We start from the raw sequence: 25,591 nt of genomic DNA, 5'->3' as shown, positions 1-25,591 counted from the left end.
CGGGCGGCGCCGGCGGGGTACGGGCGGCCCACTGCAAGACTCCTCGGCAGGCCTGGGGGCTTCGGGAATCCGACACGAAACGGCCCCGTCAGTTCATGGCCGCGATGCCCCGCCCGCCGGCTCGCCCGCGCGGGTCGGCGGGCTCGGGGCGCCGCCTGCCATGACGAGGGCGAGCAGCACGGCGGCGGCCTCGCTCTGCAGGATCCGGGCTGCCTGCCGCAGGCGATGGGGGTCCGGGGCAGGGAGCGACAGCGCGAGGCATTCGGCGTTCGGGCCCGAGGTGATGGGGACCGCGGCGCACACCGTGCCCGGCGCGTATTCCTGCAGGTCCAACAGGGGTTGGTGGGGTTCGCGTGCGTCGAGCTGGTGGAAGAGCGCCTGGTGGCTGGTGAGGGTGCGGGAGGTGAAGCGGACGGTCCCGTGCCGGGACAGGTGGTCTCGCCGGCCGTCGTGGTCGAGCTGGGTCAGTAACGCCTTTCCGACGGCGGAGGCGTGGGCCGCCGCCCGGAAGTCCACCCATTCCTCCACCGGAGGTGTGGCCGGACCGTCGGCGTACTGGGTGATGGAGACCTCGCCGTCGGTGTACCGGCCCACGTAGACGGCGGCGCCGACCGCGTCCCTCACCCATGCCAGGGCCTCGTGGAGTTGCCCGCGCCCGTCCGCGTCCGCCGTACCGGCCCGCAGCAGGGCCGTGCCCGCGACGAACGCGCCCGGCCCGATGGCGGTAGCGAGGTTCGCCCTGGTCAGCTGCTCCATCACCCGGGCCAGCGGCAACTGGGGCAGTTCCGTCTCACGAGCTACCTGCGTCAGGCTCACGCCGCCGCCCGAGAAGCGGTTGATGATCTCCAGCACACGCAGGGCCCGGTGTACGGATTCCAGCGCGGCACAGGCCGGTCGCCGCTCGGGGGACCTGCGCGAGGCCTCGGTCGGGCGGGGCGGCCCGAGTGCCTCGCGCGCCCACGCCTGCGCCTCGCCGGTCAGGTGCAGGTGGTCGAGCCGGGCGTGCCGGGCGACGGCGACCGCGACCTGCGGGCCCGGGCGGAAGACTTCACCGAGGTCCGGGTCCACCGCGTACAGCAGGGCGGTGACGGCCCCGCGCAGGTGTACGGGGAGCCGGTACCCGGTGTGTCCGCAGTATCCGGGTCCGCCCGCCACGGTGGTGAGGTCCTGGGTGGTGATGGGCGGGGAGCTCCAGATGACGGACGCTCCGAGCGCCTCTTCGAGGTCGTCGGGGATCCCGGGCAGCGCGGACAGGCCGTCGTCCGCGGGCAGCAGCCCGGCCTGGCGCTTCCAGTGGCGGGCGGTGGCGACCTCGGCGCGGGCGAGGTGGTGGAGGTAGAGACAGTGGGCACCGGTCCGCGAATCGGCTCCGGCCGCGTACCGGAACCAGAACTGTGCGCCCTCCGTCCTGCCGGCCAGGTGCAGGAGGCTGCCGAAGAGCAGCGCCGATTCCATGCTGTGGGGCCAGGACCCGGCTGCCAGGGCGAGCTGGGTGAAGGCCCTGTCCTCCACGAGGTGCCGGGTCAGGTCCTCCAGGCGCCGCGCGGCCCGTACATGGCAGGCGGCGTCGAGCACCAGGTGATCGGCCGCCTGCGACGTTCCCTGTCCGGGCAGCGGCGCGGCGCCCGCCGCGCAGGCCCTCGCCCGGCCGGCGCGGTCGGCCACGACGCGGCGGGCGATCCGGCGGCGGGCGGCGTACTCGTCGTAGCCCGCGTACTCGGCCGCGAGCACCGTCGCGTTCTCCAGGGCCGTGTCCAGTGCGAACAGCTCCATGTCGCGATCGCGTGTCATATCGCTCACCGGGCCTTCTCCTCTTCCGGGATCCAGTCCACCCCGAGCTTGCGGGACAGGGTTCGGCGCGCGCCGCGGATGTGCGAGCGGACGGTCGCGGGAGCGATGCCCATCATCCGGGCGACCGTGTCGTACTCGTTGCCCAGCAGGAAGGCCAGCAACACCACGTCGTAGTGCCGCTCGGGCAGGTCGGCGATGGCCGTGTACAGGCCGAGCGTGGACTCCAGCAGCTCCAGCCGTTCCCTGGAGGAACGGCGCAGAGCCGCGAACCACGCCGTCTCCACCATCGCCACCGGCCGGTTCAGGGCGGCCATCCGCCGCTCGACGTGTTCCCGCAGCGCTGCCCAGGCGAAGGCGTGCAGGCTTGCCTCCTTCAAGGCGTGCGGCCACACCTTCAGGAGGAAGGTGAAGACGTCGTCGACCACGTCCTCGGCGTCCTTGCGGCCGCCCAGCTGAAGATGGGCGTAGCGCAGGTAGGCCCGGTGATGCTGGGAGTGGAAGGCGGTGAAGTCCACCGGCAGGACACCCGCCAGCTCGCTGGCGACCGCCCGGTCTCCGGATGGGTCGAACTCGCCCTCACTCATGCACTCCCCCACAGCTGACGTCAACGGCGAACACCCGGATCACGGTGGCGTCTATCAGCACGAGGACGGCGAACTGGGCAACATTCACGTCGGCAAAAACCCTTCAAGTGGCGTGTGCGAAACGGGCGTGCCTGACCCCGGACGCGGCAGCTGTGGAGCGTCGAACGCCCCCTACGGACCACCCCATCGAAGAAAGCGCCCGATCGTGCACGCCGGTGTCCGGAAATTTTCAGGATCGGGCGCATTCGGGTCTTCGTGCGCCCCTGACACCCCCGCGCGCCCCCGACACCCGCGCGCACCGCTGCACACCCGCACGCGCCGGCACGCGGACGCGGGCGCCGCCTCGCGAATGCGGCCGCGGGCACGGGCACGGGCACGGGCCGCCGGGCCCGAGCCGCCGGGCGCGGGCGTCAGCGGGTGAGTGCCGTCGCCAAGAGGGGGTAGTCCAGCACCAGCCCGTCGTCGTCGAACTCGACGTCGCTGCGGAAGCCACCGGACTCGTAGCGGATGCGGGCTCCGTGTTCGGCGCGGGCGAGGTGCGTGTACGTCTGCCGGTTCGCGCGGACGTCGAGGCTGGGCACGGAGACCCAGGCCATCAGGAAGTGGTGCGGGGCGGTACCGGGCTGCCGGTGCAGGCCGTGACGGAGCACGGGCATGGTGTTGGTCAGCGGGCACAGGCCCAGGTCGCAGTCGAGAGCGCCGTCGAGATCGGGCCGGCACTCGCCGTCGACCGTCCAGCGGCCCGCTTCGTTGCGCAGGTCCAGCGTCCTGGCCGATGCCGCGGTCTCGACCGTGACGTGCAGGCGCGAGGTCACGTACGCGTCGGTGGTCTCCAGCGTGTACGTCACCCAGTACGGTTCGGGGACCAGGCCCACGGACCGCCCGCGCGCGTCCAGGCGGCTGCCGCCGAGGCCGAGCCAAGCGGTCGAGTACCCCCTGTCGGGGAAGATCTCCCAGGTGCGCGCGAGGTGACGAGTACTCATACGGGCGAGCCTACGTCGCCGCGCCGTCCGCGGACGGGAACGCAGCGCCCGGCCGGTTCCCCGGGACGGCGGCGCGGGGCGCGCCGCAACCGGTTCCGGGCCGGTGGGGGAAGCGATGATGGACGCATGAACGAACACCGGTTCACCCTCGACGACGGCGACACGACGGTCACGCGCGACGAGCCGCGCCCGCCCCTCTACCGCCACCGCCTCCGCTTCGAGAACGTCAAGGGCGAGGGCGGCCCCGGCCCTGAGGGCAGTACCCGGCGGGCCGCTCCGGATCTCGCCGTCGTCACCTGCGCGTGCGGCCTGGGCACCGACGTGCTCGCGAGCGACGACGCGCGGCTCCTGTACGAGGAGCACCGCAACCTGATCCGCGACGAGATCACCGCCGGGAGCCGCCGCCCCTGACCGCGGCCGTCCACACGGCCGGCCGGTCCGCCGGGGCGGGCGCCGGTCACTGCACGACGAAGCGGTGCGGGTGAGCGGGGTCGCCGGCGCAGGCGAAGACGTTGAGCTTGCCGTAGTTGCCGACGGCGACCCCGGTCGGGCGGTTCGATCCGGTCTGGGGGACGGCCTCGCCCTCCGGCGCCGGTCTCCAACTGGCGCTGTCCGAGCGCCACTCGTACGTATCGATCGTCAGGAGCAGCTCCATCCCGTGGCCGCAGCCGCGGCAGTCCGTCGTCCCGGGACCCGTGACGTTCCACGCGGCGTGCCCGCCGGCCTTCCAGCCGGGGGCGATGGACAGGTCGCTCTGGTAGCTCGGCAGGGCGCAGGAGTCCTCGCCCGCCTCGTACGCGGCCTCCTCCTGGGCCTCTTCCCATTCCCCGACGCGTTCGCCGAGCTCTCCGGTCAGCAGTTCGATGTACGGGTACTCGGTGACCCGCTCCGGGTACAGCACACACGGCTTCGGCACGTAGCCGTCGAAGCCGACGACCGTCGCCTGCGGCTGCTGCTGCCGTGGCAGGGCCTCTCGGACCTCGGCGGACCGGCGCCAGCGCAGCCGCACGTGCATGCCGTGCCCCGTGGGCCCGTGGCGGTCGAAGGGGCACCAGAACACCTGGAGCAGATCACAGCCGTCGGGACCGGCGGGCAGGTCCGGGACGTCCCCGCTGTACAGCTGGGCGACGGCGAGCAGCGGCCCGCTGTGCTCGTGCTGCTCGTCGCACGCCGGCCAGGGCTCGTCGGCGGGCCACAGCAGTGGACCGCCGACGTGGCTGTCGCCCGCCCCCGGGGATCCGGCGCGGGGGTGCAGCCGCGTCGCCGTACCGCGATGGGCGGCCAGCCCGGGGAACAGGGCCTCGACGTCCAGCGGCCGCGCCGGGGTGGTGAGGATCATGGGGCCGAACCTACAAGGACCTGCGAGGGCGATGGAACGGCCGGTCCCGGCGCGTATCCCCTGGTGCGCACACCCCACCCATTAATCTCCACTTCTGTCCTGGTTTGTCGAGTTATGGGGTATGCATTGCGTCGTCTCACTGTTGCCCTTGCCCTGCTCGCGACCCTCGGATCCGGCTCGTTCCTGGACCGGCAGGCGGTATCGGCCGACCGTGGGGTCCCGGGCCACGGCCGGGGTACGAACATCCTGGTCGTCGGCATCGACAGCCGCGCCGGCCTCTCCGCCGCCGAGAAGCAGCGGCTCCACGTGGGCGGCAAGGGCTGCAACTGCACCGACGTGATGATGCTCGTGCACCTGTCCCAGGACCGTCGGCGCGCGAGCATCGTCTCCATCCCGCGCGACTCCTACGTCGAGTACGCCGGTACGGCGGGCACCGCCGGTGAGACCGGCCCGCCCCGCCTCGGCAAGATCAACGGCGCCTACGCGCTCGGCGGCGGCCCGCTGACGGTGCGCACCGTCGAGAAGGTCACCGGCCTGCGGGTCGACCACTACCTGGAGACGGGCTTCACCGGCTTCGAGCAGGCCGTGGACGACCTCGGCGGCGCGACGGTGTGCACGGACAGGCCGCTCCAGGACGAGAATTCCGGTCTCGACATCGGCACCGGGGTCCACCACACCGACGGGAACCGCACCCTGCGCTACGTCCGGGCCCGGCACGTCAACCAGCGGCCCGGGGACCTCGGCCGGGTCCGGCGCCAGCAGCGCGTGGTCACCGGCCTGCTGGCCCGGCTCACCGCCGAGGGCGCGCTGGACGGCCCCGTGAACACGGCACGCACCGCCCGGGCCCTGCTGAAGTCCGTACGCACCGACGAGGGCACGGACCTGCAGGACCTCGTCCGCATCGGCTGGGCGCTGGGCCGGCTGCGTGCGGACCGCACCGAGTTCGCGACCGTACCGATCCGGCTCTTCGACCACCGCGTACCCGGGGTGGGCTCCACGCTGGTGTGGGACGGGCCGCGGTCCGCGGCGCTCTGGGAGGCGCTGGGCGCGGACCGGCCCATCACCGGCGACACCCGCATCCAGCCCGTCCCGGAAACCCCCGCCCCGACCAACCCGGCCGGGATCGCGGTCCGCGTGGATGACACCGCGGTCGCAGCGGCCCTGCGCGGCAGCGGCTTCGCCGTCACCGACACCTCGCGGTCCGCGCCGGAGGTGCGTCCCGCCGGGCCGCCCGTCATCGGCTACCCGGCCGGACGCGAGGAGGACGCCGCCACCCTCGCGGCCGCCCTGCCCGGATCCCGCCTGCGAGCCACCCCGAAGGACGACACCTTCTTCGACGTGACGGTCGGCGCCGGGCCCGTCCACGTCAAGACCGTCACCTACGACCGCAACGTCGCCGACGGCGCCCCCGTCACCGCCGACCGCCTCCGCTGCGCCGGCACACCCGCCCGTGACGCTCAGCCGGGGTGAGCTGCGAAGGGCTCCACGTGACCGGACCGGCGTGCTCCGCGGACCCCGGCCCGAGCCCGACGGCCCCGCGGTGCGCACACGTCACGCCGCTCACCGGGCGCGCGCCCGAACGCCGCACCCCGGCCGCGGGGGACGTCAGGACGACGTCGAGTCGCCGGCGCGGATGATGCCTTCCAGTTCCTGCTCGATCCAGATGCGTTCGGCCTCGCGCGCCTCGCGGGAACGGGGGTTCTCGACGACGGCGCGAGGGTTCTCCGCGACGGCGGGGGGATTCTCCACGACGGCCCAGCCCCGGGCGCCGTCGGGGGCGCTGAGTTCGACCAGGCGGTGGTCGAGGTGACCCGTGATCATCACCGCCATCAGGGACAGGTACTCGCGCTGCAGGTCGGGGGCGAGGTCGTCCTCTCCGGGGACCTCCAGGACGGGCTGATGGCCGTCCCCCAGCAGGGCGCAGGTGATCTGGACCGCGCGGATGAGCGCTTCGAAGCGCTCTCCGTTCAGGCGCGCCCGCAGGACCTCCAGGTAGGCGCCGAGAACGTCGGCCTCGCAGCCGTCGTCCAGATCTGCCGGGTCTGACTCGCGCATGTTCCCACCCCTGCCCGGACGGCCTTGTCCCCTCGCAGTGTAGGCAGCGCCGGGTACCTCCACGGCACTCTTCGGCCACCCGGCCGCCCTTCCCGGTTCCCCGTGCCTCCGGACACGCGCGAGCCGTCCCGTATGCGAACAGGGCTGTTGTCGCGACGAGTTCGGCCCCGACAGGAGCAACGCCCCCTGGATGCACCGGTTTCGGCGTACGCAGCAGTGGCCGGAAGAGGCCTACGGCCGGCCCGGCGACGTGCGGGCTCGTTGCCAACTCCCCTCCTACGGAAGGGTTCACGCCCGGGCGGGCACCCGTCGGACGCTCCGAACAGCACGAAGTATGCCCTTTGCATATTTTGAGCGAATACACTTTCGGAATTTTCCGGATTAATTCAGCGTCCCCCCTCGCCCTACATTGACAGTGCGCTGCGCTCTGGGAGTTAATTACTCCATGGGTGGCCTGATGTGGTCGTGCGGCGGCGGAAACTGGTCGCACCGCGATCGGTTCATTCCAGGAGCCACAGCGTGCCGCTGCGGCGAAGGTGCAGCGGAGGGGGCATGCGCGGGGTCGTCGCAGCAATCGCGATCGCGAATTGAATGGGTATTGGCGAAGTAGACTCATTACGGGGGATCAATGACCCAGCTCAACTCTTTCTCTGTTCCCGATTTTCACCTTCCGTTCGGGAACTCCAAGCACCCTCAGGCCGCACAGGCCAACGCGGAGGCCACCTCGTGGGTGGTCCGCCACGAACTGGTCACCGACGCCGTGGAGCACTTCGCGGGGATCGGATTCGGCCACCTCGCGGGCCGCGTGAGCGGTGAGGTCCCGTACGAGAGGATCGTCCTGCTCGCCGAGTGGATGGCCTGGTCCTTCGTCCTGGACGACCAGCACGACCACCTCATCAGAACGGGTGAGCTGGACGCCTGGGGGCCAGTCTCCGCCGCGATCACCGGGTACGTGGAGACGGGGAGGGCCGGCAGCGCGTCGTCGTCGACGAATCCGCTGGTGACCGGGTTCATCGACCTCTGCGACCGCATCCTGGCCGGGATGTCCGAGGGAACCGCGGCCCGCTACCGCTCCCATGTGCCGCTCATGCTGCGCTCCTTGGACCAGGAGGCGGGCAACCGCGGTCCCGGAGCGCTCCCCGCGGTCCAGGACTACATCCTCATGCGCCGGCACAGTTCCCAGATGCTGCCGATGATGGACATGGTCGAGGCCGGGCTGGGCATCGACCTGCCGCAGCGCATCCACGACCTGCCGGAGTTCCAGGAGGTCGTGGCGAGCGCCGTGGACGTCATCTCGTGGGGGAACGACGTGTTCTCCCTGCCGAAGGAACACTCCTGCGGTGACAACAACAACCTCGTCTCCCTCATCGCCTCCTGGGATCGGTGCTCGCTCGCCGACGCGGTCCGCGCGGTGGAGGACCGCATCCAGGTGCGGATAGAGGAGTTCCTGGCCGGAGAGCAGCACCTGATCCAGGCCCTCGACGCCCGCGGGGAGACGGATCCGTCGCTGCGCGCCGCGGTGTCCCGGTGCGTGCGGAGCTTCGAGGACTGGATGATCGGCGCGGATCTGTGGCAGCGTTACGAGTGCACGCGGTACAGCGACGAACGGTTCGCGGCCGGGCTGGAGTCTGCGTACATCCGACCGGGCCTGGTTTCAGTGGCATGACAGGGAGTCGGTCCATGGAGCAGACGAAACACACCGGCCCCGTGGTCAACGCCCCCGTGGTTCCCGGGCGGTTGCCGCTCCTGGGCCACGCGCTGCAGCTGTGGCGCCGGCCGATCGCGTTCCTGGAGTCCTTGCGGGACCACGGCGAGGTGGTGCGGCTCGACATCGGCACGTGGCCCGTCCACGTCCTCACGAGCCCGGACCACGTCCACGCCGTACTGGTCCAGCAGGCGCAGCGGTTCGGCCGCGGCCGGGTCTTCGACCGGCTCCGGCCGATGTTCGGCAACGGCATCGTGACGACCGACGGCGAGTTCCACCGCAAGCAGCGCCGGATGATCCAGCCGGCCTTCCACCGGAGCCACATAGCCGGGTACGCCGAGGTGATGTGCCGGCAGGCGGAGGCGATGTCCACGTCCTGGACGGCGGGCCGCGAAGTCTCGATGGTCACCGAGACGCGCCAGTACGCGCTTTCCTCGGTCGCCGAGATGATCTTCTCCGGGGACCTGAGCCGGCCCGCCGTCGCCGAGGTGCACCGCTCGCTGCCCGTAGTCCTGGAGGGCATGCTCCTGCGTGCGGTCATGCCCAAGTCCCTCGACCGGCTGCCCATCCCGCTCAACCGGCGGTTCGACACGGCCGCCGCACGCCTGCGCCAGATCATCGACCAGGTGATCGCGCAGTACGGCACGGCGGAAGCGGACCGTGCCGCGCAGGAGGGCCGTCACGACCTGCTGTCCCTGCTCCTGTCCAGCGTGGACGCCGAAACGGGCGCCACGATGAGCGCCGAGCAGGTACGGGACGAGGCGATCGCCATCATGTTCGCCGGTACGGAGACCTCGGCGACCACCCTGGCGTGGATCTTCCACGAACTCGGCCGTCACCCGGAGGTGGAGCGGCGCGTGCACGCCGAGGTGGACGCGGTGGTGGGCGACCGCCCCGTCCGCCCGACCGACCTCTGCGAACTGACCTACACCAACCGGGTGTTCCAGGAGGCGCTGCGCCTGCACTCACCCCTGCTCTTCACCCGGCGCGCCCTGGGTCCCGTCACGATCGGCGGCGTATCCATCCCCGCCGGCGCCGAAATCGCTTACAGCCCGTACGCGTTGCACCGGGACCCCGCGCTGTTTCCCGATCCCACGGTCTTCGATCCGGACCGCTGGCGGGAGGGGGCGGAGCGGCCGCGCGATCACCGGTACGTGCCGTTCGGAGCCGGTCAGCACAAGTGCATCGGCGACTCGTTCGCGGTGGCGGAGATCCTGACCGCGGTGGCGAGCGTCGCGTCCCGTTGGCACCTGACCCCCGCACCGGGTGTGACCGTGCGCGAGGTTCCCGCCGGTATTCCCCAGCCCAGCGAGCTGCCCATGATTCCCGTCGCACGCCGTTGACGGGCTGCGATCGGAACCGCTCGTCTCACGGCCGACTCCCGCCAAGTCCCGGGCAGCGCACGGCAATGAAGTCGGGCAAGGGTACAGCACCGCCCCCGTACGAGTGGTGGGATACCCAAATATCATCTTTACTCGGCAACGTCTTGCCACCGAGCCGTACACTCGGCCGCACGCGCATGAGGGGGCAAGAATGTCACATAGTACGGAACCGCGGGGATGGTCTTCCCAGCCTCCGCTAGAAAGAGAAACAGAAATCCTGGCGATCCACCGCGCGGTGGACGATCTGTGCGGAGCCTCGGACAGCGGTGCGGTCACTCGCCGTGGGGGCGTACTGACTTTTGCGGGATCGGCCGGCATCGGCAAGACCACCCTGCTGGGCGAGGCCCGTCGGCTCGCCGCCGAGCGCGGCTGCACCGTGCTGTTCGCGCGTGGCGGCGAGCAGGAGAAGCAGGTGCCGTTCCACGTGATGCGGCAGCTCATACAGCCGACGTTCGCCGCGATGAGCGAGGACGACCGGCTCGACGTCCTCGGCAACTGGTACAGCATCGTCGCCCCGGCGCTCGGCCTGACCGCCGTCCCGAACGGCCCGACGGCGCCCGACCCGCAAGGTGTTCGGGACGGCCTGGACTGGGTCGTCACCCATTTGACGGTGCGCAGCGCCCCCGTCGTCCTGGTCCTCGACGACGCGCACTGGGCGGACGCGGAATCCCTTGCGTGGCTGACCGCGTTCGCGGCGCGGGCCGAGGAACTGGCCATGCTCATCATGGTGGCCTGCCGGCCCGACGAGATCCCCGCCGACGCCGCCTCACTGCGCGCCCTGATGGGGCGCCAGGGGACACGCCCGCACGAACTGGCGCCCCTGACCACGAGCGCGGTGGCGCGCATCGTGCGCGACGCCCTCGGCGAGAGCGCCGACGACATGTTCTGCCGCGAGTGCTGGGCGATCACCGGCGGAAACCCCTTCGAGGTCGTCGAGTTGGCCATGAAGGGCCGCGACCGCGGGCTGAAGCCGCACCAGGACAACATCCCCCAGCTGCGCGATCTGGCCTCCGCCGTCAAGGGCAGCGGCCTGATCGACCGCCTCGAACAGCTCGGACCGTCCACGGTCCGGCTCGCCTGGGCGGCCGCGGTTCTGGGCACGGCGGTCCCGACCGGCATCGTCGGAAGCGTCGCGGCCCTCGGCGAGGCGCAGACCGCCGACGCCATCGACCAACTGCGCGCCGCGCGCATCCTGACCGTTCTCACCAGCGTGCGGCGACAAGAGGTCGTCGAGTTCTTCCACCCCCTCATCGCCACCGCCGTCTACCGGTCGATCCCGCCCGGCGTGCGCGTCGCGATGCACGGCATGGCCGCACAGGCCCTGGTCGACGACGGGCACGGCGCCGCTGCCGCCGCCCGGCACCTGCTGGAGATGCACCCCGAGGGCGACTCCTGGGTGGTGCAGCAGCTGCGCCAGGCCGCGCGCGACAGCTTCTCCGCGGGAGCGCCCGACGCCGCACGGCGCTATCTGGCGCGGGCGCTGCGCGAACCGCCGGACGTCGAGGACCGGGCCGAGGTGCTGTTCGAACTCGGCTCCGCCAACCTCCTGCACGATCCGGTGACCACCATCAACCAGCTCCGGACCGCCCTGGAAGAGCCCAAGACCGAACAGGGCCTGCGGGAAGCGATCACGTACCGGCTCGCGCAGGCCCTCGCCCACACGGGCCAGCTGGCGGAGGCAGCCGGGCTGCTCGCCGACGAGGCCCGCCGTGCCACGAGTTCCCGTACCCGGCTGCGCATGCAGGCCGAGCAGTTCAAGTGGAACTCGGTCCGGGTGGACGAGGAGAACTCACCGGCCCGCTCCCGGCTCCTCGCCCAGTTCGCCAAGCGGCTCGCCGGCCGCGGTCTGGCCGAGCGCCACATCCTGGGCCTGCGGGCCTGGGACGCCGCCGTGCGCGGCGAAGCCGTGGCCACCGCCCTGGACTTCGCGGAGCAGGCGCTGGACGGGGGCATGAGCTGGACCGACCAGGACTTCGGCTTCGAGGTGCCGGCCGTCGTGGCGGTCACCCTCATGTACTGCGACCAGCCGGGCCGCGCCGAGGAGCTCTTCAACACCGGCATCGTCGAGTTCGAGGCGAAGGGCTGGCGCGGGGCGCACCTGTCGTTCGTCTACACCCTGCTGGCCTACGTCCGCTTCCGGCGCGGACGCCTCGCCGAGGCCGAGGACCTCGTACGCAACGGCCTGCAGATCGCCGACCGGATCGGACACGGCATCCCGGCGCAGTGGTACGCGATCGGCACCCTCATCGAGACGCTGCTCGCCCGCGGGAACGTCACCGAGGCGACGCAGGTCGCCGAGAAGTACGGACTGGCGGAGAGCTTCCCCAACGCCGTCGTCTACCCGGACCCCCAGGCCGTGTGGGGCAAGCTCCTCTTGGCCCAGGGCAGGATCAAGGAAGCGGAGCAGCAGCTCGCCGCGGCGGGCAAGCGGCTCGACCTCCGCGGGACGCGCAACCCGTCGTGGAGTCCCTGGCAGCTGGACCTGGCCCTCGCACAGGTCACCCACAACACCGAGCTGGCGCGCGCCACGGCCGCCGAGGCCGTGTCACGCGCCCGCGCGTTCGGTGCGGCCAGCACGATCGGTCACGCCCTGCGCGTCTCGGCGGCCGCCACGGAACCGTCCCAGGCGGTGGTGCTGCTGCAGGAGGCGGTGGACCACCTCGAGCAGTCCCCCGCCGCCTGCGAACTCGCCCACGCGCTGGTCGACCACGGCGCCGCCCTGCACGCCATCGGTGATCCGCACCAGGCGGCCCAGCAGCTCTACCGGGGCATGGAGACGGTTGCGGCCTGCGGCGCCGACGTCCTGGCGAGCCGTGCCCGCATGCAGCTGGTGTCGGCCGGGCTGCGACCGCGCCGTCTGCACACCTCCGAGCAGGACACGTTGACGGTCGCGGAGAACACGGCGGCGCGGCATGCCGCGCTCGGCCTGGACAACCCGGCGATCGCCAAGGAGATGCGCACCGACGTCCAGGGGGTCTCGGAGCTGCTGTCCGCGGTCTTCACCAAACTGGGCACCGACCGGCTCGGGCTCCGCAGGGCCCTGGGAATCTGACGCCCCCGTCCACGCCACGCGGGCCGCTGCGGATACCGCAGCGGCCCGCGTGGCGTTCTGCGGGTGTGCGCGCCCGCGGTGACGTGACGGCCCGGTCGGCCGACGCCCGGCGGGAGCCTGCGGCCATCGGGACGGGACCGGAGTTCCGCACGGGCCGCCCGGTGGACGACGGGGCCCTTCGTCATGGCGGACACGCTCTGGGCGATGCGGAGGGCGAGCGCCGGGTCCGCTCGACGAGGACCCCGGACATCCGCTGAGCAGCGACGGGGCAGCGACCTCGCGGATCACCTCCCCCACGGGGGAGACGATCGCGGGAGCGGGACCGTCGGACGGTTCGCCGCGGAGCAGCGGACGCGGACCGCCCGGCAGGGCCCTGGCCGTCGCGAGCATCTGCCGGGCGATCCGCCGGGCAGCTCGTGGCCGCGGGTGTCCGGGCCGCTCCGCCGTCCTCGGCAGCAGGCCGCGGACGCGGGCCTGCCTTCCTGGACCTCCTCGATCCGCACCGGTGACCCCCGTCACCCCCACCCCGTGCCGCGCCGGGACGCTGCGACCGGGAGCCGCGCACCGCCGCGCACCACGATGGTCGCGCACTCGCTCACCACCGCCGTCGACGACCCCGCGGGCTACCTGCGGCGCCTGCGCGGGCCGCTGTTCTCGTGGCCGGCCACCCGCCTCCGCCGTGATCCTTTCCGCCCCGGTGTGACGTCCGGGCGCTCCGGGATCCAATCCGGGCGGGGACCGGGGTCCCCGCGGTCGGCGGGCGTCGGGCCGCCCCGGCCGGATTGCGGACCAGCCGTTTCGACTAGGGTCGACGGGACACGCACCACCACGCCACGCACGACCACGAGGAGCAGCAGTGAGCCAGCCGGCGTCCACCGCCCTGCAGCAGGAGATCGCCCTGGAACTTCAGGTGACGCAGACCTTCGACGCCCAGCAGGAGATCGAGCGCCGCGTGGCCTTCCTCGCCGAGCGGCTCACCTCCACCGGCCTGCGCTCCCTGGTGCTCGGGATCAGCGGCGGCGTGGACTCCACCACCGCGGGCCGGCTCTGCCAGCTCGCCGTGGAGCGGACCCGCGCGGCCGGGCACGACGCGACCTTCTACGCCATGCGGCTCCCGTACGGCGTCCAGGCCGACGAGAAGGACGCCCAGCTCGCCCTCGGCTTCATCAACGCGGACCGGGTGCTGACCGTGGACGTCAAGCCCGCGAGCGACGCCGCGCTGGAGACCGTCCTGGCCGGCGGCGCCGTCTTCCGGGACGCCCACCACCAGGACTTCGTGCAGGGCAACATCAAGGCCCGCCAGCGCATGATCGCCCAGTACGCGGTGGCGGGCGCGCACGACGGCCTGGTCGTCGGCACCGACCACGCGGCCGAAGCGGTGTCCGGCTTCTTCACGAAGTTCGGCGACGGCGCGGCCGATCTGGTCCCGCTGACCGGCCTGACCAAGCGGCGGGTACGGGCCGTCGCCGACCTGCTGGGCGCCCCCGCCGAGCTGGTCTGGAAGACCCCCACGGCGGACCTGGAGACCCTGGACCCGGGCAAGGCCGATGAGGACGCGCTGGGGGTCACGTACGACGACATCGACGACTTCCTGGAGGGCAAGCCGGTCGGTGAGCGGGCCTTCGACACGATCGTGGGCCGCTACCGCCTCACCGAGCACAAGCGCCGGCTGCCGATCGCGCCGTAGACCGCCCCGCAGCCGTTCCGCTCGTCACGCCGTCGGTGTCCGGCGGCGCGGCGGGGCCGTTTCCAGCAGCGCCCAGACCCGGCGTCCGTCCGGCCCGGCGTCCGTACCGCAGCTCGACACACCCGGCACGGCCGCCAGCCGGACGAGGACGTCCTCGTCCGGTTCCGCGGCCGTGTGGCTGAGCACGACGACGAGGAGCATCTCCTCCTGGTCGGCCAGGTGCAGGCTGATCCGCTTGCCCGAGTCGGCGACGGCCGCGCCGACGAGCAGCCGCGCCGTCTGCTCCAGCGGCGCGTCCTCCGGCCGGGTGTAGCCCCAGCTCCGGACGGTCTCCAGGACGCGGGTGGCGGCCTTGTTCGCGGCCCAACGGTCGCCCGTGAGCGTCCAGTTGGCGACGCGCCGGTTACGGATGGCCATGCGTCCGCGAGCGAGGGTGGCTGCCTTCCGCCCGTCGTGCGGGGGCAGTTGGAGGCCCGTCGCCCCCTTCGGCTTCGTCGCGGGCTGCGGCCGCGGAGCCTCGACCGGCTTCTTCTGCGGCGGTGGAGTCCTCGGCGGGTGCGACGGTGGCAGCTTCGGACCCTTCGCCTCCAACTGCTCTTCCACTCCGGCCTCCTCGTCACGCGCCTGCACAGGACGTACCCGTCCCCCTACCCATCCTGGCAGAGCCGAGTGCTTTCTTAGCGGAACGTTAGATCTGGGCAGCGGACCTTGTCCGGGTGCGGTGGCGGACGCATGCTCTGGGAGCTTGCCCACCGCCGAGCGCGCTGGGGCATTCCCCCCGTCCCCCAGCTGGGACTTCCGTCTGGAGCCGCCATGACCTCGTCCGCCGCCATGCCCGCACCGCCGTCCGCGCAGGAGCGCGGGAAGCGCCGCCTCGCGCTGATCGGAGGGTCACTCGGCAATCTCGTCGAGTGGTACGACTGGTTCGTCTACGCCAGCTTCGCGATCTACTTCGCCGACTCCTTCTTCCCCGGCGACAACCCGACCACGCAGCTGATGAACACGGCGGGCATCTTCGCCGTGGGCTTCCTGATGCGCCCCGTCGGCGGGTGGATCCTCGGCCGCGCCGCCGACCGGCACGGGCGCAAGAGCGCGCTCACGCTGACCGTCACCATGATGTCGGTGGCCGCCCTGCTGATCGCCGTCGCCCCGACCTACGGCCAGGCCGGCTACTTCGGCGCTCTGGTGCTGCTCCTCGCGCGTCTGCTCCAAGGCGTGAGCATCGGCGGCGAGTACGCGGCCAGCGCCACCTATCTCACCGAGGCGTCGGCCCGCGACCGGCGCGGCCTGGGCTCGTCCTTCCAGTACGTGTCGATGACCTGCGGGCAGCTGCTCGGTCTGGGCATCCTGATCACCTTGCAGCACACGCTGACCACCGCCCAGTTGGAGAGCTGGGGCTGGCGGATCCCGTTCGTCGTCGGGGCGTTGTTCGCGGTGATCGTCTTCTGGCTGCGGCGACGGCTCCAGGAGACCGACGCGTTCAAGGAGGAGGCGTCGGGCGAGGACGCTCACGACGAGAGCACGCGCGGCACGCTGAAGGTCCTGTGGCAGCACCGGCGGCAGGCGGGCCTGGTCATGGCGCTCACCCTCGGCGGCACCGTCGCGTACTACACGTACACCACCTACCTCACCAAGTACCTGGTCGGGAGCGCGGGCATGGCGAAGACGACCGCCACCCTGGTCAGCTTCACCGCCCTGGCCCTCTTCGCCGTGCTGCAGCCCTTCGCCGGGATGCTGTCCGACCGGATCGGCCGCCGTCCCCTGCTGATCACCTTCGCGGTGGGCTGCACCGTCGGCACCTACCCGATCATGACCGCCCTCGGGTCGGCCTCCTCGTACTGGTCCGCGCTGGGGCTGTCCCTGCTGGCCCTGGTGATCGTCACCGGCTACACCTCGATCAACGCGGCGGTCAAGGCCGAGCTGTTCCCGACCCGGGTGCGCGCCCTGGGTGTGGCGCTGCCGTACGCGATCGCCAACGCGCTCTTCGGCGGCACGGCCGAGTACGTGGCGCTGTGGTTCAAGAGCAGTGGCCACGAGACGATGTTCTTCTGGTACGTGTCCGGGTGCGCCTTCGTCTCCCTCGTCACCTACGTCCTGATGCCGGACACCCGCGCCGTGGCGCTCAGCCGCGCCGAGGCGGACGAGGACGCCGACGCCGGCCGGAAGCAGCCCGCGGGGGCTCCCGTAAGCTGATACCCCGGGTCACGGGTGGCGAGGGGACTCCATGCACGCGCTTCTCGTCGAGGACGACGACCGGATGGCCCAGGCCCTCGGCACCGCCCTCGCCCAGCGCGGTCACACCGTCCGCCGGGTGGGCCGCGCCCTGGACGCCCTGCGGTTCGTCCGCGAAGCCGAGTTCGTCCTCCTCGATCTGGGACTGCCCGACCTGGACGGGCTCGACCTGCTGCGGCGGCTGCGTACCGTCTGCGATGCGCCACTGATCGTGGTGACCGCGCGCTGCGAGGAGCGCGACATCGTGCAGGGGCTGCGGGCCGGAGCCGACGACTACGTCGTCAAGCCCTTCCGCATGGCCGAGCTGATCGCCCGCATCGACACCGTACGCCGCCGGACGGGCGCCTCGGCCGGCCGCTTCGAGTCCCACACGGCCGACCCCGCCGCCGGGGGCCGGCCCGTGCGGGCCGGGGACGTCGAGGTCGACCTGGCGGGCCGTACGGTCACGGTGGCGGGCGCCGGAGTCCGGCTCACCCGACGCGAGTTCGACGTCCTCGCCTTCCTTGCCGCCCGCCCGGACGAAGTGCACTCCCGCGAGGAGATCCTGGACCGGATCTGGGGTGACGCCTTCCTCGCCGCCTCCCGCTCACTGGACGTCCACGTGGCGGGCATCCGCGCCAAGACGGGCCGGCCCGGCCTGGTGCGCACCGTCCGCGGGTTCGGCTACCAGCTCGGCGCCCCGGCAGTGCGGGACGACGAGCGGTGAGACGCAGGCTGCTCGCCGTGCTGCTGGTGCTCATGGGGGCCGCGGCGCTGCTGCTCTGCGTCCCCCTGGCCGACGCCTACGCGCGGGGACGGACCGAGCACCTGCTGCTGCAACGGCGTTCGGAAGCGGCGCGGTTCGCCGATCTCGCCGAGCGGATGCGCACCGAGGCCGACCGGTCGGAGCTGTCCGCCGAGATCAGCCGGTACGCCCAGCTGTACGGAACCGGGGTGGTCGTGGTCGACACGACGGGCGGGACGGTCGCGCGGGCCGGCACGAGGCCCTTCGCCGACGCGGCGGACGCCCTCGGCCGTGCCCTCACCGGCCGTTCCACCGACCGGCTGCCCACCCTGCGCCCCTGGGGTCCGTCGACCGTCGTGCTCGCCGAGCCGGTGGGGCGGGACGAGCGGGTCAGCGGGGCGGTCCTGCTGGCCGTTCCCACCGACGCGGCCCGTGGGGACGTGACGGTCCGCTGGTCCCTCATCGCCGCCGGGGCGGCCGCCGCCTTCGCGGCCGCGGCCCTGGTCGCGACGGGCATCGCGCACTGGCTGATGCGGCCCGTCCTCGATCTGGACCGGGCGGTGGAGGGGCTGACCGCGGGCAGTCTGCGGGCCCGCGCAGTCTCCGGCACCGGACCGCCGGAACTGCGCCGTCTGCGGCAGCACTTCAACACCATGGCGCAGGCCATGGCCGACTCCATCGGCCGCCAGCGCGACTTCGTCGCCGACGCCTCGCACCAGCTGCGCAATCCACTGGCGACGCTGGTGCTGCAGCTGGAGAACGTCGAACCGCACATCGCCCCCGGTCCCGGCCGGGCCGAACACGCGCGCGCCCTGGACGAGGCGGAACGCCTGGAGGAGCTGCTGGACGGCCTGCTGGCGCTGGCGCGCGTGGAGTCCGCCACGGCGGAGCTGACGGACCAGGACGTGTCGCGGGCCGTACGGGAACGGGTGGCGGCCTGGACGCCGGTCTTCGGCCACGCCGGGCTGGAACTGACGGCCGCCGTGCCCCCGGAAGGCCCCCTGCGGGCCCTCGCGCTGCCCGACGCGGCGGGCCGGATCCTGGACGCGGTCCTCGACAACGCCGTCAAGTTCGTGCCGCGCGACGGCCGCGTCGAGGTCCGCGCGGCGCACGGCGCGGACGGAACGGCCGTCGTACGGGTCGCCGATGACGGCCCGGGCGTGCCGCAGGACCAATTGCCGCTCCTGCTGAGGCGTTTCACCCGCTCCCCCGAGCACCAGAACGTGCCCGGCAGCGGACTGGGACTGGCCATCGCCGATGAGATCGCCCGCATCAGCGGCGGCCGGCTCGCCGTCGGTTCCAACACCCCGCGCGGCCTCGTCGTGGAGCTCAGGCTCCCGTCCCCGGGACGGCCGGTCGGCCGTCCCGGCCCCGATTCCCGGCCATAGATCCCGGCCATGGATCTGCCACACATCCCGATCCCGACCCCGATCAGCCGTACACCGACCGGTAGTGCGCCACGGCCCCCGGGTGGAGCGGCACTTGCCCGGTCGAGATGGCGAACCGGGGCTCCAGCCGCGCCCCCGCCGTCACTTCCCGCAGCAGGTCGCGCCACCGGTCGAACACCACCTGGAGCAGTTCGCGCACGGCATCGTCCGGTACGTCGTCACGGGCCAGGAGGTAATTGCCGACCCCGATGGTTCCCACCGGCTCCGTCAGTCCGTACACCGCGGCCGGAATCGTGACCGCGGTGTAGACCGGGCCGTGACGCTCCCGCAGCGCGCCCACGTAGCCGTCCAGCGGCAAGAACCGCACCGGCAGCTCGCGGGCCAGCCCCGACAGGGCGGGCGTGGGTACGCCTCCCGACCAGAACAGTGCGTCGACCGCGCCCTCGCGCAGCGCACTCACCGACGCGGCGAGGCTCAGTTGCCGCGGGGCCGCCGACGAGGGGCCGGTGCTCAGCCCGGCCGCCCGCAGCACCCTCCCCGCCACCACCTGGACCCCCGATCCCGCCGCGCCGGCCGCGACCGGACGGCCGGCGAGCTGGCGGACCGACGACACCGGCCCGGTCGCGGGGACGAGGAGGTGCGTGTAGTTCACGTAGACCCGGGCCAGCGCCGTCACCGCGGCCGGCCGGGGGAACGGCTCACGCCCCAGCACCGCGTCCTCGGCCGCGTCCGCCATGGCCAGGGCCAGCTCGACCGAACCGTCGTCCAGCTTGCGCAGGTTGTTCACGCTCGCCGCGGTGCTCACCGGCACGATCTCCAGGCGGCTGCCGCTCGCGGCGACGGCCTGTGCCAGGGCCTTCCCGAAGGCGTTGTACGGGCCTCCCTCGGGCCCCGTCGCGAGCCGCAGTCGCCGCACCGGACCGGGGCCCGCCGAGCATCCGGCCGCCAGCGCCCCCGCGAACGCCCGGAACCCGGCGCCCATCGCCCGTCGACGGCTCACCTCTGCGCTGGTCACGGCGGAAGCCTATCCGGCGCCCCACCGGGTGCGTCCGGATCGGGGGGTCGCGTCCCGCCGACCGGCCCCGCACCCCTACACTCGTTCAGCCCGGCTGCGGGCGCCCGGCCCGAACAGGGGAGCCAGACCTTGAGCACTTCCAACGAAGCACCCATCTATGCCCAGTTGATAAGGGAACGCGGTGACGTGCCCGGTCAGACGCGCCGGGAGGCGGAGCAGATCCACCGGGAGCTAGCACGGGTGATCGCGCCGGCACCCTGGGCGACGAACGGCGGCGGCCTGCGCTAGGCCCTGTCGTGACCGGCGACGGGACGCACCTGCCTCACCGTTCGGGCTGTTTGTCAGCAGGCTTTCCCGCACCGGCGCCGTCGGCGGCGGCAGGTGTCCCGGCCGCCGCCGGGTCCAGGACGCGGTGGAGGAAATCCCTGGTCCGCTCGTGCAGCGGGTGGGCGACCACCTGCGCCGCCGGCCCCTGCTCGACGATCACTCCGCCGTCCATGAACACGACGCGGTCCGCGACCTCGCGGGCGAAGCCCATCTCGTGGGTCACGACCATCATCGTCATGCCCTCGGCCGCGAGCGCCCTCATCACCGAGAGCACGTCGCCCACGAGTTCCGGGTCGAGCGCCGAGGTCGGCTCGTCGAAGAGCATCACCTCCGGCCCCATCGAGAGCGCCCGGGCGATCGCCACCCGCTGCTGCTGGCCGCCGGACAACTGCGCGGGGAACGCGTCCGCCTTCCCGGCGAGGCCGACGCGCTCCAGGTTCTCCCGGGCGACGGCGGCGGCCCGCGCCTTGTCCCTGCCGAGCACCCGCCGCTGCGGCAGCGTGAGGTTCTCGGTGACGCTCAGGTGCGGGAACAGATGGAACTGCTGGAAGACCATGCCGATGCGGCGGCGCACGGCGTCGATGTCGACGTCGAGGTCGGTGACCTCCGTGCCGCCGACGAAGACCCGTCCCCCGTCCGGCTCCTCCAGCAGATTCACACAGCGCAGCAGTGTCGACTTGCCCGAGCCCGACGGCCCGATCACACATACCACTTCGCCGCGGGCGACGTCCAGGTCGATGCCCCGCAGGACGTGGTCGGCGCCGAAGGACTTGTGCAGCCCCCTGATCTCGATCTCCGGGCGGTCCGCTGCCGTCATGTCCACCGCTCCCCTCGCCTGTGACATCTCGTCCTCACACGGCCCTGTCCGCGCGGGCCTCGAGACGGCGCACCAGGAAGCCCAGTGGCACGGTCACGAGGAGGTAGCACAGGCCGGCGACCAGGATCGGGGTCGAGTTGGCGGTCTCGCTGGCCAGATCCCGGCCGAATTTGGTCAGTTCGCGTTCCTGCAGCGTCACACCCAGGAACAGCACCAGCGAGGAGTCCTTGAACAGCAGGACCAGTTCGTTGGTGAGCGGCGGGACGACGATGCGCAGTGCCTGCGGGATGACCACCGACACCATGGCCCGGCCGTGCGAGAAGCCGAGCGAGCGGGCCGCCTCCGTCTGCCCTTCGGGCACCGCCTGGATGCCGGCCCGGATCGTCTCCGCCATGTAGGCGGCCGCGACGAGACCGAGGCCGAGTGCGACCTTCCCGTACGTACCGCCGGGGATCTCGGTCCCGGGGAACGCCAGTGGCACCGCCACACCCACGAAGATGAAGATCAGCAGGGCGGGCAGGCCCCGGAACAGTTCGATGTAGACGCCGGCGACCCACCGGTACGGGGCCACCGACGACAGCCTCATCATGGCGATGACGAGACCGAGCAGCAGGCCGAAGACGAAACCCGACGTCGTGTACAACACCGTGTTGCGCAGGGCGGTGGTGATGATCTTCGGGAAGAGCCGCAGGGCCAGGTCCGTCCGTGCGAACTGGTTCTGCAGCCGGTCCCAGTCGGCCAGGACACCGATCAGGACCACCACGGCCGCGAAGATCCCGTACTGGACGCCCTGCCAGAGACGGCGCCGCTGCCGCCGGGTCGGCGAAAAGGTCACGACGCGGCCTGGGGCAGCGGGCCGATCCACCGCTCGTAGAGCTTCTGGTAGGTGCCGTCGGCCTTGGCGGTCGCGATCACCTTGTCGATCTCGGAGAGGAGGGCGGCGTTGCCCTTCTTCACCGGGAAGCCGTACTTCTCCCCGGTCTCGATGTTCTGGCCGAGGACGAACTCCGCGGCGTTCGCCGCGTCCCCCAGCCAGCCCTGGACGACCGGGTAGTCGATGACGACCGCGTCGACCTGCCCCGTGCGGAGCCCGTTCAGTACCGCGTCCGAACTCTCGAAGGCGACCGGGTCGAAGCCCTGCGCCTTGGCGTAGGTCTCGCCGGTGGTCCCGGCCTGCGCGCCCAGCTTCCCCGTCTTCGCCTTGACCTCGGCGAGGGAGGTGACACCGCTCTTCCTGGTCGCGAGGAGCGCCTGGGTGGCGTCGAAGTACGGGACGGAGAAGTCGACGTTCTTCTTGCGCTCGTCGGTGATCGTCATGCCGGCCGCGGCGAGGTCGCACTGGTCCGAGTTCAGGAAGGCACCCGTCTTGAAGGTTTCGAACGGGGTGTCGAGGATCTTCTGTTCGACCTTGAGGTTCTGTGCGACCAGGTCGATCAGGGCCACGTCGAAGCCGACGACCCGGCCGTCCCGCTCGAACTGGAACGGCGGGTACGGCAGATGGGTGCAGGTGGTCAGCTTGCCCTTCTCGACGACGCGCACGCCGCCGGCGGCCTCTCCCGGCCCGCCGTCGCCGGAGGAGCAGCCGGCGGTGGCGAGGAACATTCCCGCGGCGGCGGCAGCGCCGACCGTGGCACGGATGCGGTGACTGCTGCGGCGGGTGCGGCGTCCTTGGGCCGTCCGGTACACGGTTGACCTCCACGGGTGCGGGACTGGCGGCGGTCACGGGACGAGACCGTCCGCCGAGATCGTAAGCCCCCGGCGGCCCGTCCCCGATGCTGCGTTTCGGACAACACCCGTGTCAAGCCGAACAGTTGGGAATCCTTCCCATTCCGTGAAGTTGGTCCAGACCAGTTGACGGCGATGCATCCGGAGGCATAAGTTCCCGGCCACGCCGCACGTCACGTTCCGGGCTGCTCACCTTCCCCCCACCACGATGGAGGCACTCCCATGCCCAACCTCACCCGACCCACCCGAACACGAACCCGCCTGGCATGCGGCCTCGGTGCCACCCTGCTCGGCGCGGCCGCCGTGCTGAGTGCCCCCGGAGCCGCCTTCGGGGCCAACCTCCTCACGAACGGCGATTTCGAGGGCGGCACACCGGCCGGCTGGTCCTGCAGCGGCGGTCTGGGCTCCGTCGTGAGCTCCCCCGTGCACGGCGGCGGCAAGGCGCTGGCCGGGGCGGTGAGCGCCTCCGACAACGCGAAGTGCGCCCAGACCGTCGCGGTCCTGCCCAACACCTCGTACACGCTCTCCGCGTGGGTCCGCGGCAGCTACGTCTACCTCGGCGTCACCGGCGGCGCGTCCACCTGGACGCCCTCCGCCACCGCCTACACCAAGCTCACCGTCTCCTTCACCACCGGCGCCTCCCAGACCAGTGCCGAGATCTACCTCAACGGCTGGTACGGGCAGGGCACCTACTACGCCGACGACGTCGTCCTGGAGGGCCCCGGCGGCGGGACCGACACCGTCGCCCCGACCACACCGGGCAGCCTCACCTCCACCGGCAAGACCTCCTCCAGCGTCTCGCTCGCCTGGGCGGCCTCCACCGACAACGTCGCCGTCACCGGCTACGACGTCTACCAGGGCGCCGCCAAGGTGAACACGTCCACCACGACCGGCGCGACGGTCGCCGGGCTGGCCCCCAACACCGCGTACACGTTCACCGTCCGCGCCCGCGACCTGGCGGGAAACACCTCACCGGCCTCCGACGCCGTCACCGTCACCACCGACAACGGGACCACGCCGACCGGCTTCAAGCAGGCGGCACCGTACCTCTACCTCGGCTGGGGCAATCCACCGAGCGCGACCACGGTGATGAACGCGACCGGCGCGAAGTGGTTCACCATGGCCTTCATCCTCTCCTCCGGCGGATGCAACCCGGCCTGGGACGGCCAGCGCCCGCTGACCGGTGGGGTGGACCAGAGCACCATCAGCTCGATCCGGGCGGCCGGCGGCGACATCGTTCCGTCCATCGGCGGGTGGCAGGGCAACAAGCTCGGCCCCAACTGCGCCACCCCCGAGGCGCTGGCCGGTGCGTACCAGCGAGTGATCGACGCCTACGGCCTCAAGGCCGTCGACGTCGACATCGAGAACACGGACGAGTTCGAGAACGCCGTGGTCCAGGACCGCATCATCGGCGCACTCAAGATCGTCAAGCAGAACAATCCGGGCCTCAGGACCATCCTGACCTTCGGCACCGGCACCACGGGACCCACCTCGTGGGGTAACCGCCTCATCGAACAGTCGAAGGCGCAGGGCGCCGGGATCGACGTGTTCACCATCATGCCCTTCGACTTCGGCAACGCCTCGACCGACATGTACGCCAGCACCGTCAGCGCGACCGAAGGCCTCAAGACCAAACTCAAGTCCACCTTCGGCTGGGACGACGCCACCGCCTACTCCCACATCGGCATCTCCGGCATGAACGGGGTCAGCGACACCCAGGAAACCACCACCGTGCAGAACTGGACCGACATCCGCAACTGGGCCAACTCCCACCACATCGCCCGTCTCGCCTTCTGGTCCGTCAACCGCGACCGTGGCTGCGCCGGCGGCGGGCTGCAGGAGAGCTGCTCCGGCATCGCGCAGAACGACTGGCAGTTCACCTCCCTCACCGCCGGCTTCACCGGCTGATCCGGGGCGGTCAGGTCATGTCGTCGAAGTGGCGCCGGTCAGGCCGCTCTGACGACGGGGCCTGGGCCGCGGGCGGCCTGCGGGCCCGGACCGCGTGGACTCCGAGCGGGAAGGAGACGCGGTCCGGGTCCCGCAGCGCCGCCAGGGCGGAGCCGATCCCGGCTTCGGTCATGCAGCCGGACTCCCGGAGGCGGGGGGCGAGGGCGGCCACCGTCCGGTACCAGAAGTCGGCGATCGGGGCGCCCTTCCGGAAGACCGGCAGGGCGATCTCGGCGGCGATCTGCTCGTATCCGTACCGGTGGAGCACATCGGGCGCGCGCAGGCCCCAGTCCGGTTCCATTCCGTAGGAGTCGGCCAGGAGGGCGCAGATCCCCTCCACGGAGCGGCGGACGGGATCGCCGGGCGCAAGGCCCGTGTGGGGGAAGTGCACCACGTCCTCCAGCAGCAGGGTGCCCCCGGGGGCCAGCCAGTCCCTCATCCGCTCCACCACGCGCTCGCGTTCCGGCAGGTGCAGCAGGACGCAGCGGGCGTGGATCAGGTCGAAGGATTCCGCGGGAAACGGGTCGCGGGTCACGTCGTGGCGCAGCACCCGCACGTGGCCGGGCAGACCGGTGGGCAGGTGGGTGGTGTCGAGGTCGGTCGCGGTGATCAGTCCCCGCGGGCAGCGCGAGGCCAGCCAGGCGGCCACCGTGCCGGTGCCGGCGCCGACTTCCAGGACCCGCGCGCCGGGCGCCGGGCCGACGGCGTCGAGGCGGCGGAGCGTATCGGCGTCGAGGGCGTCGGTGAGTGCCCGCAGCCGGGCCGTCTCCGACGGGTTGGTCCGGCCGAGCTCATCGGCGTAGCGGCTGTCCGGGGCGGTCGGCACGTCGCGCCTCCT

22 protein-coding genes are annotated in these 25,591 nt (G+C 72.1%); 11 read left to right on the top strand and 11 right to left on the bottom strand.

Annotated elements, in window-relative coordinates; genetic code table 11:
- Positions 1-93: 93 nt before the first annotated feature.
- The 3 genes from ACFCZ1_RS02895 to ACFCZ1_RS02885 all read right to left on the bottom strand — a co-directional run bounded on the left by ACFCZ1_RS02895 (position 94) and on the right by ACFCZ1_RS02885 (position 3,358).
- Positions 94-879, bottom strand: a complete 786-nt coding sequence (locus ACFCZ1_RS02895) for an IclR family transcriptional regulator C-terminal domain-containing protein (protein WP_376676777.1) — start codon at positions 877-879, stop codon at positions 94-96.
- 917 nt (positions 880-1,796) lie between these two features.
- Positions 1,797-2,375, bottom strand: coding sequence for an RNA polymerase sigma factor (locus tag ACFCZ1_RS02890; RefSeq protein WP_376676530.1), 579 nt, complete (start codon positions 2,373-2,375; stop codon positions 1,797-1,799).
- A 410-nt stretch (positions 2,376-2,785) separates the two neighbouring features.
- On the bottom strand, positions 2,786-3,358 hold the full coding sequence (locus tag ACFCZ1_RS02885; protein ID WP_376676529.1) for a putative glycolipid-binding domain-containing protein: 573 nt from the start codon (positions 3,356-3,358) through the stop codon (positions 2,786-2,788).
- Between the two features lie 126 nt (positions 3,359-3,484).
- Between ACFCZ1_RS02885 and ACFCZ1_RS02880 the strand changes: the two genes are divergently transcribed.
- The gene (locus ACFCZ1_RS02880) at positions 3,485-3,769 is read left to right on the top strand and encodes a hypothetical protein (RefSeq protein WP_376676528.1); all 285 of its coding nucleotides are present in this window, start codon (positions 3,485-3,487) and stop codon (positions 3,767-3,769) included.
- Between the two features lie 46 nt (positions 3,770-3,815).
- Here the strand turns inward: ACFCZ1_RS02880 and ACFCZ1_RS02875 are convergent, their stop codons facing one another.
- Entirely contained in the window at positions 3,816-4,697 is an 882-nt protein-coding gene (locus tag ACFCZ1_RS02875; protein ID WP_376676527.1) for a hypothetical protein, read from the bottom strand.
- A 126-nt stretch (positions 4,698-4,823) separates the two neighbouring features.
- On the opposite strand from ACFCZ1_RS02875, the gene ACFCZ1_RS02870 reads away from it, so the two are divergent.
- Positions 4,824-6,167 (top strand): LCP family protein, encoded by a 1,344-nt coding sequence (locus ACFCZ1_RS02870; RefSeq protein ID WP_376676526.1) that lies wholly within the window; start codon positions 4,824-4,826, stop codon positions 6,165-6,167.
- 135 nt (positions 6,168-6,302) lie between these two features.
- Here ACFCZ1_RS02870 and ACFCZ1_RS02865 read toward each other — a convergent pair whose 3' ends face one another.
- Positions 6,303-6,752 (bottom strand): hypothetical protein, encoded by a 450-nt coding sequence (locus ACFCZ1_RS02865; RefSeq protein ID WP_376676525.1) that lies wholly within the window; start codon positions 6,750-6,752, stop codon positions 6,303-6,305.
- 628 nt (positions 6,753-7,380) lie between these two features.
- Between ACFCZ1_RS02865 and ACFCZ1_RS02860 the strand changes: the two genes are divergently transcribed.
- The 4 genes from ACFCZ1_RS02860 to nadE all read left to right on the top strand — a co-directional run bounded on the left by ACFCZ1_RS02860 (position 7,381) and on the right by nadE (position 14,578).
- Positions 7,381-8,418, top strand: a complete 1,038-nt coding sequence (locus ACFCZ1_RS02860; RefSeq protein ID WP_376676524.1) for a lyase — start codon at positions 7,381-7,383, stop codon at positions 8,416-8,418.
- Positions 8,419-8,432: 14 nt separating this feature from the next.
- A complete protein-coding gene (locus ACFCZ1_RS02855; protein WP_376676523.1) occupies positions 8,433-9,800 on the top strand; it encodes a cytochrome P450 in 1,368 nt (455 codons plus the stop codon).
- Between the two features lie 274 nt (positions 9,801-10,074).
- The gene (locus tag ACFCZ1_RS02850; RefSeq protein ID WP_376676522.1) at positions 10,075-12,891 is read left to right on the top strand and encodes an AAA family ATPase; all 2,817 of its coding nucleotides are present in this window, start codon (positions 10,075-10,077) and stop codon (positions 12,889-12,891) included.
- Positions 12,892-13,747: 856 nt separating this feature from the next.
- Positions 13,748-14,578: an ammonia-dependent NAD(+) synthetase gene (gene nadE, locus ACFCZ1_RS02845; RefSeq protein WP_376676521.1), complete on the top strand. Its 831-nt coding sequence runs from the start codon at positions 13,748-13,750 to the stop codon at positions 14,576-14,578.
- A gap of 24 nt (positions 14,579-14,602) precedes the next feature.
- Here the strand turns inward: nadE and ACFCZ1_RS02840 are convergent, their stop codons facing one another.
- Positions 14,603-15,181 (bottom strand): hypothetical protein, encoded by a 579-nt coding sequence (locus ACFCZ1_RS02840; RefSeq protein ID WP_376676520.1) that lies wholly within the window; start codon positions 15,179-15,181, stop codon positions 14,603-14,605.
- 228 nt (positions 15,182-15,409) lie between these two features.
- Here ACFCZ1_RS02840 and ACFCZ1_RS02835 point away from each other — a divergent pair, with 228 nt between their 5' ends.
- From ACFCZ1_RS02835 to ACFCZ1_RS02825, 3 genes are read left to right on the top strand one after another with little or no spacing between them, the layout of a single operon-like run.
- Positions 15,410-16,771: an MFS transporter gene (locus tag ACFCZ1_RS02835; protein WP_376676776.1), complete on the top strand. Its 1,362-nt coding sequence runs from the start codon at positions 15,410-15,412 to the stop codon at positions 16,769-16,771.
- 31 nt (positions 16,772-16,802) lie between these two features.
- A complete protein-coding gene (locus ACFCZ1_RS02830) occupies positions 16,803-17,516 on the top strand; it encodes a response regulator transcription factor (RefSeq protein WP_376676519.1) in 714 nt (237 codons plus the stop codon).
- Positions 17,513-18,922, top strand: a complete 1,410-nt coding sequence (locus ACFCZ1_RS02825; protein ID WP_376676518.1) for an ATP-binding protein — start codon at positions 17,513-17,515, stop codon at positions 18,920-18,922. Before ACFCZ1_RS02830 ends, ACFCZ1_RS02825 begins: the two co-directional genes overlap by 4 nt.
- Positions 18,923-18,965: 43 nt before the next feature.
- Here the strand turns inward: ACFCZ1_RS02825 and ACFCZ1_RS02820 are convergent, their stop codons facing one another.
- Positions 18,966-19,937 carry a TAXI family TRAP transporter solute-binding subunit gene (locus tag ACFCZ1_RS02820; protein WP_376676517.1) on the bottom strand — a complete coding sequence of 324 codons (972 nt, stop codon included), beginning with the start codon at positions 19,935-19,937 and terminating at the stop codon, positions 18,966-18,968.
- Between the two features lie 129 nt (positions 19,938-20,066).
- On the opposite strand from ACFCZ1_RS02820, the gene ACFCZ1_RS02815 reads away from it, so the two are divergent.
- Complete coding sequence (locus ACFCZ1_RS02815) at positions 20,067-20,225, top strand: hypothetical protein (RefSeq protein ID WP_376676516.1); 159 nt, start codon at positions 20,067-20,069, stop codon at positions 20,223-20,225.
- 34 nt (positions 20,226-20,259) lie between these two features.
- Here the strand turns inward: ACFCZ1_RS02815 and ACFCZ1_RS02810 are convergent, their stop codons facing one another.
- The 3 genes from ACFCZ1_RS02810 to ACFCZ1_RS02800 are packed head-to-tail and all read right to left on the bottom strand — an operon-like array spanning position 20,260 to position 22,683.
- Positions 20,260-21,081 (bottom strand): amino acid ABC transporter ATP-binding protein, encoded by an 822-nt coding sequence (locus ACFCZ1_RS02810; protein ID WP_376676515.1) that lies wholly within the window; start codon positions 21,079-21,081, stop codon positions 20,260-20,262.
- Between the two features lie 34 nt (positions 21,082-21,115).
- Positions 21,116-21,946 (bottom strand): amino acid ABC transporter permease, encoded by an 831-nt coding sequence (locus tag ACFCZ1_RS02805; RefSeq protein ID WP_376676514.1) that lies wholly within the window; start codon positions 21,944-21,946, stop codon positions 21,116-21,118.
- The gene (locus tag ACFCZ1_RS02800; protein WP_376676775.1) at positions 21,913-22,683 is read right to left on the bottom strand and encodes an ABC transporter substrate-binding protein; all 771 of its coding nucleotides are present in this window, start codon (positions 22,681-22,683) and stop codon (positions 21,913-21,915) included. Before ACFCZ1_RS02800 ends, ACFCZ1_RS02805 begins: the two co-directional genes overlap by 34 nt.
- Positions 22,684-23,028: 345 nt before the next feature.
- Between ACFCZ1_RS02800 and ACFCZ1_RS02795 the strand changes: the two genes are divergently transcribed.
- Entirely contained in the window at positions 23,029-24,714 is a 1,686-nt protein-coding gene (locus ACFCZ1_RS02795; RefSeq protein WP_376676513.1) for a carbohydrate binding domain-containing protein, read from the top strand.
- Positions 24,715-24,724: 10 nt separating this feature from the next.
- Here the strand turns inward: ACFCZ1_RS02795 and ACFCZ1_RS02790 are convergent, their stop codons facing one another.
- Positions 24,725-25,579, bottom strand: coding sequence for a class I SAM-dependent methyltransferase (locus ACFCZ1_RS02790; RefSeq protein WP_376676512.1), 855 nt, complete (start codon positions 25,577-25,579; stop codon positions 24,725-24,727).
- Between the last annotated feature and the right edge of the window lie 12 nt (positions 25,580-25,591).

This window comes from Streptomyces sp. NPDC056224 (assembly GCF_042267665.1).
Lineage (GTDB): Bacteria > Actinomycetota > Actinomycetes > Streptomycetales > Streptomycetaceae > Streptomyces.
This window is presented reverse-complemented; position numbering and strand designations above follow the sequence as displayed.